At 57.4% G+C, this 15,163-nt stretch carries 12 protein-coding genes; 9 read left to right on the forward strand and 3 right to left on the reverse strand.

The features are described from left to right. Positions 1-6 precede the first annotated feature (6 nt). Positions 7-1,164, reverse strand: a complete 1,158-nt coding sequence (locus LN244_RS02240; protein ID WP_239041242.1) for a MalY/PatB family protein — start codon at positions 1,162-1,164, stop codon at positions 7-9. 147 nt (positions 1,165-1,311) lie between these two features. Here LN244_RS02240 and LN244_RS02245 point away from each other — a divergent pair, with 147 nt between their 5' ends. The 4 genes from LN244_RS02245 to LN244_RS02260 are packed head-to-tail and all read left to right on the forward strand — an operon-like array spanning position 1,312 to position 4,875. Further along, a complete protein-coding gene (locus LN244_RS02245) occupies positions 1,312-2,856 on the forward strand; it encodes a 2-isopropylmalate synthase (RefSeq protein WP_239041243.1) in 1,545 nt (514 codons plus the stop codon). A gap of 9 nt (positions 2,857-2,865) precedes the next feature. Continuing rightward, the gene (locus tag LN244_RS02250; protein ID WP_239041244.1) at positions 2,866-3,738 is read left to right on the forward strand and encodes a uracil-DNA glycosylase family protein; all 873 of its coding nucleotides are present in this window, start codon (positions 2,866-2,868) and stop codon (positions 3,736-3,738) included. Then, positions 3,731-4,177, forward strand: coding sequence for a ribosomal protein S18-alanine N-acetyltransferase (gene rimI, locus LN244_RS02255; protein ID WP_239041245.1), 447 nt, complete (start codon positions 3,731-3,733; stop codon positions 4,175-4,177). Before LN244_RS02250 ends, rimI begins: the two co-directional genes overlap by 8 nt. A gap of 29 nt (positions 4,178-4,206) precedes the next feature. Further along, complete coding sequence (locus tag LN244_RS02260; RefSeq protein WP_239041246.1) at positions 4,207-4,875, forward strand: energy-coupling factor ABC transporter permease; 669 nt, start codon at positions 4,207-4,209, stop codon at positions 4,873-4,875. 19 nt (positions 4,876-4,894) lie between these two features. On the opposite strand, the gene LN244_RS02265 is transcribed toward LN244_RS02260, so the two are convergent. Continuing rightward, positions 4,895-5,431, reverse strand: coding sequence for a response regulator transcription factor (locus tag LN244_RS02265; protein ID WP_239041247.1), 537 nt, complete (start codon positions 5,429-5,431; stop codon positions 4,895-4,897). Continuing rightward, positions 5,424-6,647, reverse strand: a complete 1,224-nt coding sequence (locus LN244_RS02270; RefSeq protein ID WP_239041248.1) for an ATP-binding protein — start codon at positions 6,645-6,647, stop codon at positions 5,424-5,426. Before LN244_RS02270 ends, LN244_RS02265 begins: the two co-directional genes overlap by 8 nt. Positions 6,648-6,910: 263 nt before the next feature. On the opposite strand from LN244_RS02270, the gene LN244_RS02275 reads away from it, so the two are divergent. The 5 genes from LN244_RS02275 (at position 6,911) to LN244_RS02295 (ending at position 15,156) form a co-directional block, all read left to right on the forward strand. Then, a complete protein-coding gene (locus tag LN244_RS02275; protein WP_239041249.1) occupies positions 6,911-8,539 on the forward strand; it encodes a BCCT family transporter in 1,629 nt (542 codons plus the stop codon). Positions 8,540-8,620: 81 nt separating this feature from the next. Next, the gene (locus LN244_RS02280) at positions 8,621-10,492 is read left to right on the forward strand and encodes a DUF294 nucleotidyltransferase-like domain-containing protein (protein ID WP_239041250.1); all 1,872 of its coding nucleotides are present in this window, start codon (positions 8,621-8,623) and stop codon (positions 10,490-10,492) included. Then, the gene (locus LN244_RS02285; RefSeq protein ID WP_239041251.1) at positions 10,492-11,247 is read left to right on the forward strand and encodes a 3'-5' exonuclease; all 756 of its coding nucleotides are present in this window, start codon (positions 10,492-10,494) and stop codon (positions 11,245-11,247) included. Before LN244_RS02280 ends, LN244_RS02285 begins: the two co-directional genes overlap by 1 nt. 97 nt (positions 11,248-11,344) lie before the next feature. Then, positions 11,345-13,456, forward strand: a complete 2,112-nt coding sequence (locus tag LN244_RS02290) for an EAL domain-containing protein (protein WP_239041252.1) — start codon at positions 11,345-11,347, stop codon at positions 13,454-13,456. A 122-nt stretch (positions 13,457-13,578) separates the two neighbouring features. Beyond that, positions 13,579-15,156, forward strand: a complete 1,578-nt coding sequence (locus LN244_RS02295; RefSeq protein WP_239041253.1) for a peptide chain release factor 3 — start codon at positions 13,579-13,581, stop codon at positions 15,154-15,156. The last annotated feature ends 7 nt before the right edge of the window (positions 15,157-15,163 follow it).

Below are 15,163 nucleotides of genomic sequence, written 5' to 3' on the forward strand. Positions count from 1 at the left end.
TTTCACTCAGGCCGGCAGCTCGTTCAACAGCGCGCGTCGAATCCGGTCCACCGCTTGTTCCAGCAGCGCTCTGGGGCAGCCGAAATTCAGGCGCATGAAACGGTCGTCACCGAAGTCGCGCCCCGGTGACATGCCGACCCCGGCCTGTTCGAAGAAATGGGGCGGGTTTTCCAGACTGGCGGCAGACACGTCGATCCAGGCCAGGTAGGTGGCTTCGATCGGGTCCAGTTTCAGGCCGGGGATGGCGTTGATCGCTTCTACAAGATAATCGCGATTGGCGCGCAAATAGTTGAGCTGGGCGCGGTTCCACTCGTCACCGTCGCGGTAGGCCGCCAGTGTGGCGGTATAGCCGAGCAGGTTGACGTCAGGCACGATGCCCTTGCGTACGCGCTGGAAACGCTGGCGCAGTTCCGGGTTCTGAATCACCGCGAAGGAGCAGCCCAGACCGGCGATGTTGTATGTTTTGCTCGGTGCCATCAGAGTGATGGTGCGCGCGGCGATCTCCTCGCCCAGCGAGGCGATTGGCGTGTGGGTGAGCCCCGGCTCCAGAATCAGGTCACAGTGGATCTCGTCTGAACAGATGATCAGGTCGTGGCGAATGATGATCTCGGCCAGAGCGCTCAGTTCCTCGCGACGATAAAGCGTGCCTCCCGGGTTGTGCGGATTGCAGAACAGCAGCAATTTCGCCTCGGGCGTAATGGCCGCTTCAAGCGCTTCCAGGTCAATCAGTGTCCGGCAGTCCTCGCCGCGCTTGAGGGGTACCTTGATCAGGGTGCGCTCCGAAAGGCGAGGCGCAGACATGAAGGGCGGGTAGACGGGGGCTGGCGTGATCACCGCCGAGCCGCTCTCGCCGACGGCTCTGCAGGCCAGATTGAGACCGCAGACCAGTCCCGGCAGCCACACCAGGTCGTTGGCTTCTATTTGCCAGTCATACCGCGACTGCATGCGCTCAATCACCAGTTGGTTCAGCTCCTGCGGCGTGCAGGTATAGCCGAAAACGCCATGGTCGATGCGCTGATGCAGGGCCTCGATCACCGGTTGAGGCGCCATGAAATCGGTATCGGCCACCCACATCGGCAGAATTTCGCTGTCGGCATATTTCTCCCATTTTTCGCTGGAAGTGGCGCGGCGGTCGATCAGCTGGTCAAAACGGGTGGCATTCATGTCCCTGGCTCCTGGTCTCTATGCGTGTTGACGAGTGCAGCTTGGTGATACAATAAGCCTATCTTCAGCTGCCTTCCACCTGTGATCTCAAGGCAGACGTATCCACACCCGGACAGGAGTTGTTCGGGCCCGACGGGAGTAGTGAGCATGAGCTGCAATGATGACCGCGTGATTATTTTCGATACCACCTTGCGTGACGGCGAGCAGAGCCCGGGCGCGTCGATGACGCGTGACGAGAAGCTGCGCATCGCCAAGCAGTTGGAAAAACTGCGTGTGGATGTGATCGAAGCGGGTTTTGCCATCGCCAGCCCCGGTGATTTCGAGTCGGTGAAAACCATCGCCGATACCATCAAGGACAGCACGGTCTGTTCCCTGTCTCGTGCCCTGGATGCGGATATCGACCGTGCCGGTGAAGCCCTGCGCGGCGCCAATTCCGGTCGTATTCATACCTTTATTGCGACCTCACCGATCCACATGCAGTACAAGCTGCAGATGGAGCCGGATCAGGTGGTTGAAAACGCGGTGCGTGCGGTGAAACGTGCCCGTAACCTGATCGATGATGTGGAGTTCTCACTGGAGGATGCCAGCCGCTCGGAGCTGGACTTCATGTGCCGTATCATCGAGCAGGTGATTGATGCCGGTGCCCGCACCATCAATATTCCGGATACAGTGGGCTATGCAGTGCCCCAGGAGTACGGCAATACCATTGCTCAGTTGATCCAGCGTATTCCCAACGCGGACAAGGCGATCTTCTCCGTGCACTGTCACAACGATTTGGGTCTGGCTGTCGCCAACTCTCTGGCGGCGGTGAGTGCCGGTGCCCGCCAGGTCGAGTGTACTATCAATGGCCTGGGTGAACGTGCCGGCAACGCGTCACTGGAAGAGATCGTGATGGCGCTGCGTACCCGCAAGGATGTACTGGGGCTGGAAACCCGCATCGATACGACTCAAATCGTGCCTGCATCCCGTCTGGTCTCAAGCGTGACCGGTTTTCCGGTTCAGCCGAACAAGGCGATCGTTGGTGCCAACGCCTTCGCTCACGAGTCCGGCATCCATCAGGACGGTGTGCTCAAGCATCGCGAAACCTATGAAATCATGACCGCGGAAGATGTGGGCTGGAACACCAACCGTATGGTGCTGGGCAAGCTTTCTGGCCGTAATGCCTTCCGTACCCGTATGGAAGAGCTGGGTACCACCTTTGCATCTGATGCTGAACTCAATGCAGCCTTCTCCCGCTTCAAGGAACTCGCCGACAAGAAGAGTGAAATCTTTGATGACGACCTGGTGGCACTGGTCAGCGATGCACGTGCCTCTGCCGGTCATGAGAAGTACAAGTTGAGCAGCCTCAATGTGACCTCTCAGACCGGTGAAACGCCGGTCGCCAGCCTGGTGGTATCGGTCGATGGTGAAGAGCACTCAGTAGAGTCATCCGGCAGTGGTCCCGTGGATGCGGCGTTCAAGGCGCTGGAACAGGTGGCCAACTCGGGCGCCAACCTGCAGCTGTACTCGGTCAACGCCATCACCAGCGGTACCGATTCTCAGGGCGAGGTGACCGTGCGTCTGGAAAAGGCGGGCCGTATCGTCAATGGTCTGGGCGCGGATACCGATATCATCATCGCCTCTGCCAAGGCTTACATTCATGCATTGAACATGCTGGATGCCAACATTCAAAAAGCGCACCCGCAGGTATAAGGGGCGCTGATGTCCTTGCAGGCTCATGAGCTGGAGCGTCACCAGTGGCTGGAGGCAATCGGCATCGACAGCTGGTTGCCCCGTCAGCCACTGTCGGGTGCTGCCCCCTCGCCAGAGTGGGTCGAAACGTTTTGTTATCCCGAGTCCGATGCGTCGTCCTGGCAGGACGATTCCTGGGGCGGTGAGACAGTTGAAGAGCCGCCTCGGCCGGTTGCCGGAGCGGTCAAAGCGTCGGGGCCGAGGATCGATACGAGTGCCCTGCTGGATGAGCCTCGTCGTCCGAGCGAACGTCGCCCGGAGTCGTCTTCTCTGGCTCCTTCCACCAGTGAGGCTCAGGTGTCTGAGCTGCAGCGAGCCACTCCAGTTCGTGCCGCCAAGCCTGAACCGGCCCCCCGATTCAAGCTGGCCTGGCTGGTACGGGAAGATTTGTTGATCATCGATTCGTTGCCGCCCCACCAGCCGGAAGGCTTCAGCCGTCAGCACCGTCAACTGCTACAGGGCATCACCAATGCACTGGGAATCAAGGCGACTGAAGAGCTCTCGGCTCCGTTCATGCTGCCCTGGCCGATGCTGGCCGGTAAAACGTTGAATCAGGGACCGGATGAGGCGCGCAAGGCGGTCAGTCGAAAACTGCACAACACACTGGCGTTCAAGCCTGAAATCCGGCAGGTATTGCTGCTGGGTGAGGCTGCCAGCCATTGGGTGGTCGAGCAGGAAGGCCATTTTGATGATATGCAGGGCCGGGTGTTGGAATTGGGCGAAGGGCGCCAGGCGCTGGTGACCTTGAGCCTCAGTGAACTGTTGCGTCTGCCTGAGCGTAAGGCAGAGGTGTGGTGTGACCTGCAACCCTTCCGTCGTGACCTGAAGCAGGATCATGACTGAGCTGCGTCCTTTGACCGATAACGATCTGGCTGCGGTACAACAGCTGGATCTTCTGTGCTTCGAGGGTGACGCGTTTGCATCTGGTTGGTGGCACAAGGCCGTCTCGGGACAGGGAGCCTTTGCCTCGGTGGCATGGCAAGATGACCGACTGCTTGGCTACTGCCTGTTCAGTCGCGTGCTGGATGAAGCCGAGTTGCTGCGTATCGCCATTGCCCCTGATGCCCGGCAGCGGGGGCTTGGAGCAAGACTGCTGAGCCATGCCGAAACGGCTCTCAGAGAGTCGGGAACTGCCCAGCTGTTTCTGGAGGTCAGGCTGTCCAATCAGCCGGCACAACAGCTTTATCGCCGTGCCGGCTGGCAGCAGAGCGGCAGGCGCAAGGACTACTATCCACTGGCGGATGGTCGAGAGGATGCACTTATCTTCAGTCGCACACTCTGAATTCTGGTCTGAACTGAACGGGTAGCGCTATGAGTCTGACACAGGGGCTGATCAGCGGGGGCTGGCTCTGGGCTGCCGCTCTGTTTTCGGTATTCACTCTGTTGCTGGCCGTACGGTGTGCACCCTGGGGTGTGCTGGCGCAGGAACGGCGGTTGCAGCACCTGCTGTTTGGCGCCACGGTTGCGCTGATGCTGATGTGGACCATGCGTGCCGGTATTTCTCCCGGGCTGGGTATTCACTTTCTGGGCATGACGACGTTGACGCTGATGTTTGGCTGGGACCTGGCAATCCTGTCAGGCACGCTGGCCATGTTGGGCATGACTCTCATTGGGCAGGAAAGCTGGGATACCTTCAGCGTCAACGTGCTTTGTTCGGTTATTGTGCCTGCCTTGGCCAGTATGGGGGTGTTGCGACTGGTTGAAGCGCGTCTGCCAAGAAACTTCTTTGTTTACCTGTTTCTATGTGCCTTCTTTGGTGCCGGGGCGGCAACGGCGGTGGCCGGCATGGTGATGGCATTACTGCTTTGGGTGGATGGTGTCTATGCCTGGGGCAAGATCTACCTGGAGTATGTGCGCTTTTTGCCGCTGATCATGTTCCCGGAAGGGTTGCTCAACGGCATCATCATGACCGCGATGATGGTGTTTCATCCCGACTGGATTCGTACTTTCGACGCGCGCCATTATATTGATGAGCAGTGAAGCTTCACCGAGACGGGTATCAGCGCCTTACCGGGTGCTTGGCAAGCTTGCGTTGTAGAGTGCGACGATGCATGCCTAATGCGCGTGCAGTTGCAGAGATGTTCCCATCGTGCTCCTGCGGCACCTTCTGGATATGTTCCCACTCCAGTCGGTTGACGGACATGGGGGTATCGGGAATTTCTGCCGGTAACGCCACCGTGTCGGTATCAAACGCCAGTGCACGCAGAATCTGGTCGGCATCGGCGGGTTTTGGCAAATAGTTGTCAGCGCCGGACTTGATGGCGTCGACTGTTGTGGCAATGCTGGCATAACCGGTCAAAACCAGAATCTTCATCTCGGGATTCAACGCCCGCAGCTCTGGAATCAGTGCCAGCCCTGAAGGGCCGTCCATCTTCAGGTCAACGGTAGCATAAGTTGGAAGCTGCTCGCGTGCCTGACTGATTGCATCAGGGACGTTGCGTGCCACAGCAACCTCGAAACCCCGTCGTGTCATTGCTCGGGCCAGTACCCGGGTAAAGGTCGGGTCATCATCCACAATCAGAAAATGTTCAGGCATCCACATTGTCCTTTTGTCGAGGTGGAAGCAGAGGCAGGCAGACTTCAGTCAGTGTTCCGCCTTCAGGATGGTTATACAGGCGCACTTCACCCTGGTGTCGGGCCAGGGTGGAAGTGGTCAGAAACAGGCCGATGCCCAGCCCGCGTCCCTTGGTCGTGACGAAGGGTTTCCCCAGCTGGTCAGCCTGCTCCAGTGGCAGGCCAGGGCCGTGGTCACGGATTTTCAGCAGAGCCGCCTGTCCGGAATCGGTGTCGCTCAGCTGGATTTCAATCTCGTCAGGACAGGCATCGGCCGCGTTGTTGAGCAGGTTCAGCAATGCCTGGCGCAGGGTGGTTGAGTCCTGAACGAGGGATTCTTCGCTGATGCTGACGTCAAGCCTGTAGCCGACTTCGGGACGCATCAGTCCCCACTCCTCTATGACGCCGTCCAGCAGCGTCTTGAGCGGAACCGCAGGACCGCTGACCTGCTCATCCCGAACCTTATGTGCCAGTTGGCGCAGGCGTTGGCTGCACTGCTCAACCTGTTCCTGCAACAGAGCGATATCCTCCTGCAGCTGAGGTGAGTCAGGGTGGTCCAGTGCCATCTCCTTCAGCGTGACTTTCATGGTGGCCAGTGGTGTACCCAGCTCATGTGCCGTGCCGGCGGCCATGGTGGCCAGGGAAAGCAGCTGCTGATCCTGAATCTGCTTTTCCCGCTCCTGCTGCAAGACCTGACGTTGCCTGTCCAAAGACAATTGCATCCGGTTGATGAACCAGATGACCAACAGCACGGTAAACAGGAAGTTTATCCACATGCCGGTAATGTGCAGGTCAAACAGATTGAGCAAGATGTGCTGGTGGCTATCGCCGGGTTCAATCAGCGGCTGGAAGTGCCGCAGCAGGATGCTGTACAGGGTCACCACCATCAGTGCCATCAGCAGGGTAAAGCCCTTGGGCAGGGTTGCCGCGGTGATCAGCAGAGGTATCAGCAGGATGAAGATGAACGGGTTGGTCGCGCCTCCCGACTGGTAGAGGAGGCAGCCATAGAGCACAACATCGGCACAGACCTGGCTGAACAGTTCCCAGTCTGTCACCGGCAAGGGTGAATGCAGTCGGGTGAAGGTCATCAGGTTCAGCACCAGCAGCGCTGCCAGCACTGAGCCCAACAGCCAGGCATCCAGATTCAGGTGCAGGACGAAGAGGGCGAACGTCAGCGCACCGCTCTGTATGAGCAGCACCAGGGTGCGAATATAGCTCAGTTGCAGCAGCGAAGCGTGATAACCGTTCAGGGAAAATCTCCATCAATGTGTCGGGGGATCAGTATACCCCTGTACTTCAGACCGGATGCTGCGACCAAGTGTCGCATGAGGATTGTCGCATATATGCAACTTGATTAACGACTAAAGTATCAAACATACTAATAAAGGAAGTGCCGGCGCGCGCGTACATGCGGAGTCCGGCTGCAACCTGTTGTTTTATAACCTGAGGGAGACAGTCCATAATGGCTGACAATAGAGATCCTATGATCCCCGATGGTGATGTCAATCCTATCGATACAGACTACCAGATCGGTCAGGATAACATTGTTGTCAACGTAGGCCCGTTCGGGCTCGATATTCACAACCGTGTCTTTGCAATCTCCGGCTTTGCCGTTGTCGCCTTCGTATTCCTGACGCTGGCATTCCAGAATCAGGTCGAACCCCTGTTCACGGACTTGCGCAACTGGCTGACAACCAGCCTTGACTGGTTCTTTATCAGTGCGGCCAACATTTTCGTGGTGTTGTGCATCGTGCTTATTTTTACGCCCCTGGGCAGAGTGCGTCTGGGCGGTACCGAGGCGCAACCGGACTACAGCTATCTGGGCTGGTTCTCGATGCTGTTTGCGGCCGGAATGGGGATCGGCCTGATGTTCTTTGGTGTTTCCGAGCCGCTTTCACATACGCTCAGTTCATTCGGTGGCACCAGTCTGGAAAACGGTGTACGTAGCGACTGGGCTCCATTGGGAGCTGCTGTCGGTGATGAGGAGGCGGCCCTTCAACTGGGCATGGCGGCGACCATTTACCACTGGGCTCTGCATCCCTGGGCGATTTATGCCGTGATGGCACTGGGGCTGGCACTGTTCTCGTTCAACAAAGGCTTGCCGCTGACCATTCGCTCGGTCTTTTACCCGCTTCTGGGGGAGCGTGTCTGGGGCTGGCCGGGTCATATCATCGATATTCTCGCGGTACTGGCGACCCTCTTTGGTCTCGCTACTTCTCTGGGCTATGGTGCGTCCCAGGCGACATCAGGGCTTAACTACCTGTTTGGTATTCCGCTGGGTGACACCACTCAGATTCTGCTGGTGATCGGCATTACCGGTATTGCACTGGTATCTGTGCTGGCCGGTCTGGATGCCGGGGTGAAGCGGCTGTCCGAAATCAACATGATGCTGGCGGTGTTGTTGCTGGTATTTGTGGTTCTTGTTGGTCCAACAGTCCTGCTGCTGACCGGATTTTTCGACAACCTGGTGTCCTACCTGCGCTACCTGCCGGAGCTGGCCAATCCTGTTGGTCGTGAGGATGCCAATTTTGCATCCGGCTGGACCGCCTTCTATTGGGCCTGGTGGATCTCCTGGAGCCCGTTCGTGGGCATGTTCATTGCCCGAGTCTCACGAGGCCGCAGTGTCCGCGAATTTATCATTGCCGTACTGTTGGTGCCCTCTACGGCCTGTGTGCTCTGGATGACCGTGTTCGGGGGAACCGCCGTCAATCTGTACTTTGCCGAGGGCTATACCGCGATCAAGGACGCCGCTTTGCCGCTGCAATTGTTCACGATGCTGGATGTACTGCCGCTGGCTGAAATCACCTCCTTTATTGCCATCGTGCTGGTGGTGGTCTTCTTCGTCACCTCCTCCGATTCCGGTTCGCTGGTCATCGACGTGATCGCAGCGGGTGGCAAGGTGGATGCACCGACACCACAACGCGTTTTCTGGTGCACCTTTGAGGGACTGGTTGCAATCGCCCTTATTCTGGGGGGCGGTCTGGCTGCCTTGCAGGCAATGGCTGTGTCGACCGGCTTGCCGTTTACACTGGTGCTGCTGATGGCGGCTTTCTCAATGGTCAAGGGGCTGGCATCCGAGCCCCGGATCTGAAGCTTGCTGTGATCTGTCAGGCGGGGTCAGCGTATCGCGGGCTCCGCCTGTTTTCGTTATGAAACTGATGAGAGCGCTGAGATGCATGCGGAACATGTAGAGATCGCCGACTTTCTCGGGCGGCATCAGCCGTTCAGCGAACTGTCCGAAGAGCAGCTGGCTCAGGTTGCGACTCAGGTAGAGATCGCCTATTTCAAGGCGGGCAGCCAAATTCTGGAGTTTGGCGAGGAAATTCACGAATGGTACGTGATTCGCAGCGGTGCTGTGGAGATCTATCGTCGAAATGGTGACCTGTACAACCGACTCAGCGAAGGTGGTTTCTTTGGTGAGTTTGGTCTGTTGCGCAACGGGCGGGTCCGCTTTCCGATCAAGGCACTGGAAGATACGCTCGTCTATTTGATCCCTGAGGCGGTATTCAACGAACTGTTCGACAATAACGAAGCCTTTGCCGATATCGTCGAAGTCGAGGACCGTACGCGCCTGCGTCAGGCTGTTGCGCGGCGACGAGAAGACGCCAATGAGTTGATGACGGCGAAAATCGAAACGCTGGTCAAACGTCCGGCAGTGACCTTGTCGATGGAAGCCACAGCACGAGATGCCGCCATCAGGATGAGCGAGGAAGGCGTGTCTTCGGTGCTAGTGCTGGATGATCGTGTGGCAGAGCCGCAGGTTGTGGGGATCATCACGGATCGGGACCTGCGTAATCGCCTGATTACCCCGGGGCTGAGCTTTGATACGCCGGTCACCGAGATCATGACAGCCGAACTCATCGCCGTTGAGCACAACCAATTCGTCTTCGAGGCGATGCTGCTGATGCTCAGGCACAACGTGCATCATTTGCCGGTAGTCAAACGGCAGCAGCCGCTGGGCGTGGTGGCGATCTCCGATATCATCCGCTATGAGTCCCAGAATAGCCTGTTCGTGGTCAGCAGCATCTTCCGTGCGCAGAGCGTTGAGGAGCTTGTCGCCCTGCGCAGTGATGTCAGTGCCTGCTTCAGTCGCATGGTAAACGAGGATGCCAACTCTCAAATGATCGGCACTGCCATGTCGGTTATCGGACGCAGCTTCAAGCAGCGTTTGTTGGAGCTTGCGGAAGAGAAACTGGGGCCGCCACCGGTCCCGTACTGTTTTCTGGCACTGGGCTCCATGGCGCGGGAAGAGCAGTTGATCGTCACCGACCAGGACAATGCCATGATCCTGGATAACCGTTTTGAGCCTGCTCTGCATGACGGCTATTTCAAGGCATTGGCCGACTTCGTGTGCACGGGGCTGGATGCCTGCGGGTATACCTTCTGTGCGGGCGGCATCATGGCCACCAACCCCAAATGGCGTCAGCCGCTCAGGGTCTGGGAGCAGTATTTCAGCGACTGGATCGAAAAGCCCACGCCCGAGTTTCTGCTCAATAGCTCCATTTTTTTCGATCTGGAAGGGGTCTGGGGGGAAACGCGCTGGGCCAACATGCTCAATGACCTGATTCGGCGCAAGGCGCAGCGCAACCCGCGCTTTCTGGCCTGCATGGCGCGTAATGCGTTGCAACGAACACCACCGTTGGGGTTCTTCAAGGATTTCGTGATGGAAACCGATGGTCGTCACAGCAACTCGATCAATATGAAGCGCCGTGGCACGGCGCCGCTGGCTGATCTGGTGCGGGTACACGCACTGGCGATCGGGTCTCGCGAGTGCAACACCTTCGATCGACTCAAGGAGATTATCGAGGCTGATATCCTGCCTCGAGGACGGGGAGCAGACCTGCGGGATGCACTGGAGTTGATCGCCATGGTACGAATCCGGCATCAGGCGCTGGACCTGGAGGCAGGCAATGAGCCTGACAACAATATCGAGCCTGAAAACCTGTCCGATTTTGAACGCAAGAACCTGAAGGATGCGTTTCAAATCCTGTCCAATGCGCAGAAGTTTCTCAAGTACCGCTATCAGCCGGGGCGGAGTAGCTGATGTTCTACCTTGAACGCAGCAAGCTGCAGAGTGAGCCTTCCCTTGAGGAGCAGGATACTGCTGTCAGCGACTGGTCGGAGCGTTTCCGTGAACTGGCAATGTCTGCCCGATACCCGGCGCTGAAGAGTTACTATGCGGCCGGGATGGTGGCTCCCGATACGCCACTGGAGCAGGTGCCGCTGGTGGCGATGGACTTTGAAACCACCAGCCTGGACCCGCGCAATGGCGGGATCGTCAGTATTGGTCTGGTGCCGATGACCATTCATCGCATTTACTGTTCACAGGCATGTCACTGGGTGCTCAAACCAAGGGCGGTATTGAGCAGTGAGTCAGTCGTCGTACATGGCATCACTCACTCCGAGATAGAGGCCGCCCCCGATCTGTCCCTGATCCTTGATGAGCTGTTGTTGCAGCTGCAAGGCAAGGTCGTTGTGGTGCATCATCGGGGTATCGAGAGAGCCTTTCTCAATGCCGCGCTCAAAGCCCGGATCACAGAAGGCATCGAATTTCCGGTGATTGACACCATGGAACTGGAGGCGCGACTCTGGCGTCGGCGTCCACTGGGGTTCTGGGCGCGTCTGCTGGGGCGTCGGCCGGTTTCGATTCGACTGGCCCAAAGCCGCGAGCGTTATCATCTGCCATACTATCGCCCCCATCATGCGCTGACCGATGCGATCGCATCGGGTGAGCTACTGCTGGCGCAGGTAGCGGATCGCTTTGATGCCGATACGCCGATATCGGCCCTGTGGCGGTAGCCGATTTCGATCAGCAGATTCGGCTTCTGCCCGGAGCAGCGCGGGATTGCCAGCTGCTATACTGCTGTCAGTCTTCTGGTCATAGAGAGGTTGACGCATGTCAGTCCTGGTTGATCACTTGTTGTCGGTCGTGAGGGCGATGGATCGCAAGGTTGAAGCACTGGCGGCGAAACCTTCCCTCAGAGCCATTCGAGATGGCCTCCTGGGCGTGGTACCCTGTCTGATTCTTTCGGCTACGCTGCTGGTCCTGGCTGTTTGCCTGGAAATGCTGGGTGTCAGTGCAGAGCGGGTGGCCGTGCTGAACCAGTTATATGATCGCATTACTGCAATTACGCCCTACCTGGTGACTGCATCCATAGCCTATATGGTGGCCATTCAGGCACACCTGCCAAGGTTGCCGGTAATGTTTCTCAACTTGACCTATCTGGCCTGCGTCTCCCAGCTGATGGAACATTACAATGGCGCCGCGCGCATCGTCTTTCTGCTCAGTGCGATTCTGATCCCGATTTGGGCTACACGTGCCCTGGCCGTACTGCATGCCAAGCCCTGGTGCCATCTGGCCCGCATAGAAGGCACCTGTGGCACGGTGCGTGAAACCATGAATTTCATCATTCCGGGTATTCTGGTTGCAGCGCTGGTCTTGCTGACGATGACCGCGCTGATTCTGGTGTTGCCTGCGCCGGACTGGATCAACTATTACCTGTTCATGGATTACGCGAATGAGCCTTATCAGGTTGGCGTAACCTATAGTTTGCTGAATTCCATCCTCTGGTTTTTCGGGGTACACGGCTACCACGCGCTATTACCCATGCTGGAGGGGCTGGAGCAGGCCCTGCAGCTGAACTATGCTACTGTGATGGCCGGTGGCTCGGGTTTGGCCTATTCGATGAACAGTGCCTTCTTGGGGGCGTTCGTATTCATCGGCGGCAGTGGGGCTACCCTTTCGTTGGCACTGGCCATTTTGTGCAGCACACGGGTACCGAATCTTGTGCTATTGGCCATGGCGAGCCTGCCGTTGGCGCTGATGAATGTGAATGAGCTGCTGCTCTTCGGTTTGCCGGTCATCTTCAATCCGAGACTGCTGTTGCCTTTTGTGCTGGTGCCGGTGCTGAACGTGCTGGTGGGACAGACGGCGATAGAGTTGGGATGGGTACAGGGGCCTTACATTAATGTTCCTTTCAACAGTCCCGTGCTCCTGAATGTGTATCTGGCAACCGGTGGAGATCCGGGGGCAGTGGTGTTGCAGCTGGTCAACCTGACACTGGGAATACTGCTTTATCGACCGTTTGTGAGCGGCCTGGAAACCCGCTTTGTTGAAGGGCAGGCTGTTATCGCGCGTTCGATTGAGACCCTGTTTGCTCGGCATGTTGAAGAGGCCGAACATGGTGCTCGGGATACCGTGACCGATGGTTTGCGGGAGCGTAAGAGCAAGCTGCAGTTAAGGCAAAAGCTTGATGAATTGGGGGACTACGAGTTTCTGCTGGAGTACCAGCCACAGGTGGACCCTCACACGGGTGTCATGACAGGTGTTGAGGCTCTGGTACGTGCCGAGAACTCCGCCGGTCAGCTGTTGCTGCCCTCCCGATTCATGCCCCAGCTGGAACAGGGTGGCATGATGAGGGCGATGGATATCTGGGTCGTTCGGGAAGCCTGCCGGCAAGCCAATGAATGGGCACGCGCCGGTTATCGGTTCAAGGTCAGTATCAATTTGTCCGCAGAAGGGTTATGTGATGCCCGAGTGGTGGATGACGTCATTGAGCTTCTGAGTACCTGTCAGGGGCAGGTTGCGCTCGAAATCACAGAGCAAGCCTTGACGGCTGAACCAGCCATCGTGAAACATCATATAGATCGCATTCGCGGTATCGGGGTGCAGGTCTACATAGACGACTTCGGCACAGGCTACTCGTCACTGGGATACCTGAGCCAATTTTCCGTGGATGCGATCAAGATCGACAGAAGCTTTGTACTGGCGCTGGACTCTGACAAGGGTGGCAAGGTGTTCAGTGGTATTCTGGGATTTGCCGAAGCACTGGAATTGGATGTGATCATCGAGGGTGTCGAGACGCGGGAGCAGCTTGCCCATGTGATGGTGGCGAACCGGGCATCCGTACAGGGCTGGCTGTTCAGTCGTTCATTGCGCAGTGAACAAATCCCGGCCTTTGCCGATCACGCTGCTCGTATGGCAGAAGAAAGCCGCTGTCAGGCATGACAACTCTCGGCAAAGCCGTTGTTTAAGCCCGTGTGATCGGCGAGAATAACGACCAATCAATGATCAACCGCACATACGGGTCGCAAGGCCCTGTCCCTGTCCAGACGAAAAGACACGAATTCATGTCCATTGCCCAGGAAGTTTCCAAACGTCGCACCTTTGCCATCATTTCTCACCCTGATGCCGGTAAAACCACCATCACTGAAAAGCTGTTGCTGCTGGGTCAGCTGATTCAGGTCGCCGGTACTGTCAAGGGACGTGGCAGCGATCGCCATGCTACCTCTGACTGGATGAGCATGGAGCAGGAGCGTGGTATCTCCATCACCTCTTCCGTGATGCAGTTCCCCTACAATGACCGAACAGTCAACCTGTTGGATACTCCCGGGCACGAGGATTTCTCCGAAGATACCTACCGAACCCTGACCGCCGTAGACTCGGCTCTGATGGTCGTCGATGGTGCCAAAGGGGTCGAGGAGCGAACCATCAAGTTGATGGATGTCTGTCGTCTGCGAGATACGCCGATCTTCTCGTTCGTGAACAAGCTGGACCGGGACATTCGTGATCCGATCGAACTGCTGGATGAGATCGAAGAGGTTCTCAAGATTGAGGCAGCGCCGATCAACTGGCCAATAGGCTCCGGCAAGTGGTTCAAGGGCGTGTACAACCTCTACACCGATACCATTCACCTGTTCACCCCGGGGCAGGGGCATAAACTGCCCGAAGACAAGCGTATCCAGGGGTTGGACTCCGATGAGGCCCGTGCTCTGCTGGAAGACGATTATGACGATTTCGTAGACGAGATCGAACTGGTAAAAGGTGCCTGTCACGAATGGGATCAGCAGGCCTACCTGGAAGGCAGGATGACACCGGTGTTCTTCGGTACCGCACTGGGTAACTTCGGCGTCAAGGAGATGCTTGATGACTTCGTCGAGTGGGCTCCGGCTCCCCCCGCGCGTCCGACTGAAACCCGTGAAGTCGAATCCGGTGAAGATGCATTCAGTGGTTTCGTGTTCAAGATTCAGGCGAACATGGATCCCAAACACCGTGACCGTATCGCGTTCATGCGTATCTGCTCCGGCCGCTATACCCGAGGCATGAAAATGAAACACGTGCGTATCGGCAAGGATGTGCGTATTGCGGATGCGGTCACTTTCATCGCGGGTGACCGCGAGAACGTGGAGGAAGCCTGGTCCGGGGATATTATCGGACTGCATAACCACGGCACCATTCAGATTGGCGATACCTTCACGGCTGGTGAAAGCCTGAAGTTCACAGGCATTCCGCACTTCGCACCGGAGATGTTCCGCCGTGTACGTCCCACTGACCCGCTGAAAATGAAGCAGCTGCAGAAGGGCCTGCAGCAGTTGTCGGAAGAAGGGGCAGTGCAGTTGTTCCAGCCGCTGAAAAACAATGACCTGATTCTGGGTGCGGTCGGTCAGCTGCAGTTTGACGTGGTGGTGTTCCGCCTGAAGGATGAGTACAAGGTGGAGTGTCTGTACGAGCCGATCAGTGTCCAGACGGCGCGTTGGGTTGAGTGCGACGACCATAAGATGCTCGACGACTTCCGCCGCAAGGGCTATGACAACCTTGCTGAAGACGGTGCCGGCCTGCTGACCTATCTCGCACCCACGCGAGTCAACCTGTCATTGACCGAAGAACGCTGGCCGGATATTCGCTTCCGTGCCACCCGCGAGCACTGATCGCTCA

Origin of the sequence: Marinobacterium sediminicola, from assembly GCF_022343685.1 — a bacterium.
GTDB classification, from domain to species: Bacteria; Pseudomonadota; Gammaproteobacteria; order Pseudomonadales; family Balneatricaceae; genus Marinobacterium; species Marinobacterium sediminicola.

Bases quoted from the DNA above. Each gene is read 5' to 3' on its own strand.
- LN244_RS02240 (WP_239041242.1), bottom strand. From the start codon at position 1,164: ATGAATGCCACCCGTTTTGACCAGCTGATCGACCGCCGCGCCACTTCC.
- LN244_RS02245 (WP_239041243.1), top strand. From the start codon at position 1,312: ATGAGCTGCAATGATGACCGCGTGATTATTTTCGATACCACCTTGCGT.
- LN244_RS02250 (WP_239041244.1), top strand. From the start codon at position 2,866: ATGTCCTTGCAGGCTCATGAGCTGGAGCGTCACCAGTGGCTGGAGGCA.
- rimI (WP_239041245.1), top strand. From the start codon at position 3,731: ATGACTGAGCTGCGTCCTTTGACCGATAACGATCTGGCTGCGGTACAA.
- LN244_RS02260 (WP_239041246.1), top strand. From the start codon at position 4,207: ATGAGTCTGACACAGGGGCTGATCAGCGGGGGCTGGCTCTGGGCTGCC.
- LN244_RS02265 (WP_239041247.1), bottom strand. From the start codon at position 5,431: ATGCCTGAACATTTTCTGATTGTGGATGATGACCCGACCTTTACCCGG.
- LN244_RS02275 (WP_239041249.1), top strand. From the start codon at position 6,911: ATGGCTGACAATAGAGATCCTATGATCCCCGATGGTGATGTCAATCCT.
- LN244_RS02280 (WP_239041250.1), top strand. From the start codon at position 8,621: ATGCATGCGGAACATGTAGAGATCGCCGACTTTCTCGGGCGGCATCAG.
- LN244_RS02285 (WP_239041251.1), top strand. From the start codon at position 10,492: ATGTTCTACCTTGAACGCAGCAAGCTGCAGAGTGAGCCTTCCCTTGAG.
- LN244_RS02290 (WP_239041252.1), top strand. From the start codon at position 11,345: ATGTCAGTCCTGGTTGATCACTTGTTGTCGGTCGTGAGGGCGATGGAT.
- LN244_RS02295 (WP_239041253.1), top strand. From the start codon at position 13,579: ATGTCCATTGCCCAGGAAGTTTCCAAACGTCGCACCTTTGCCATCATT.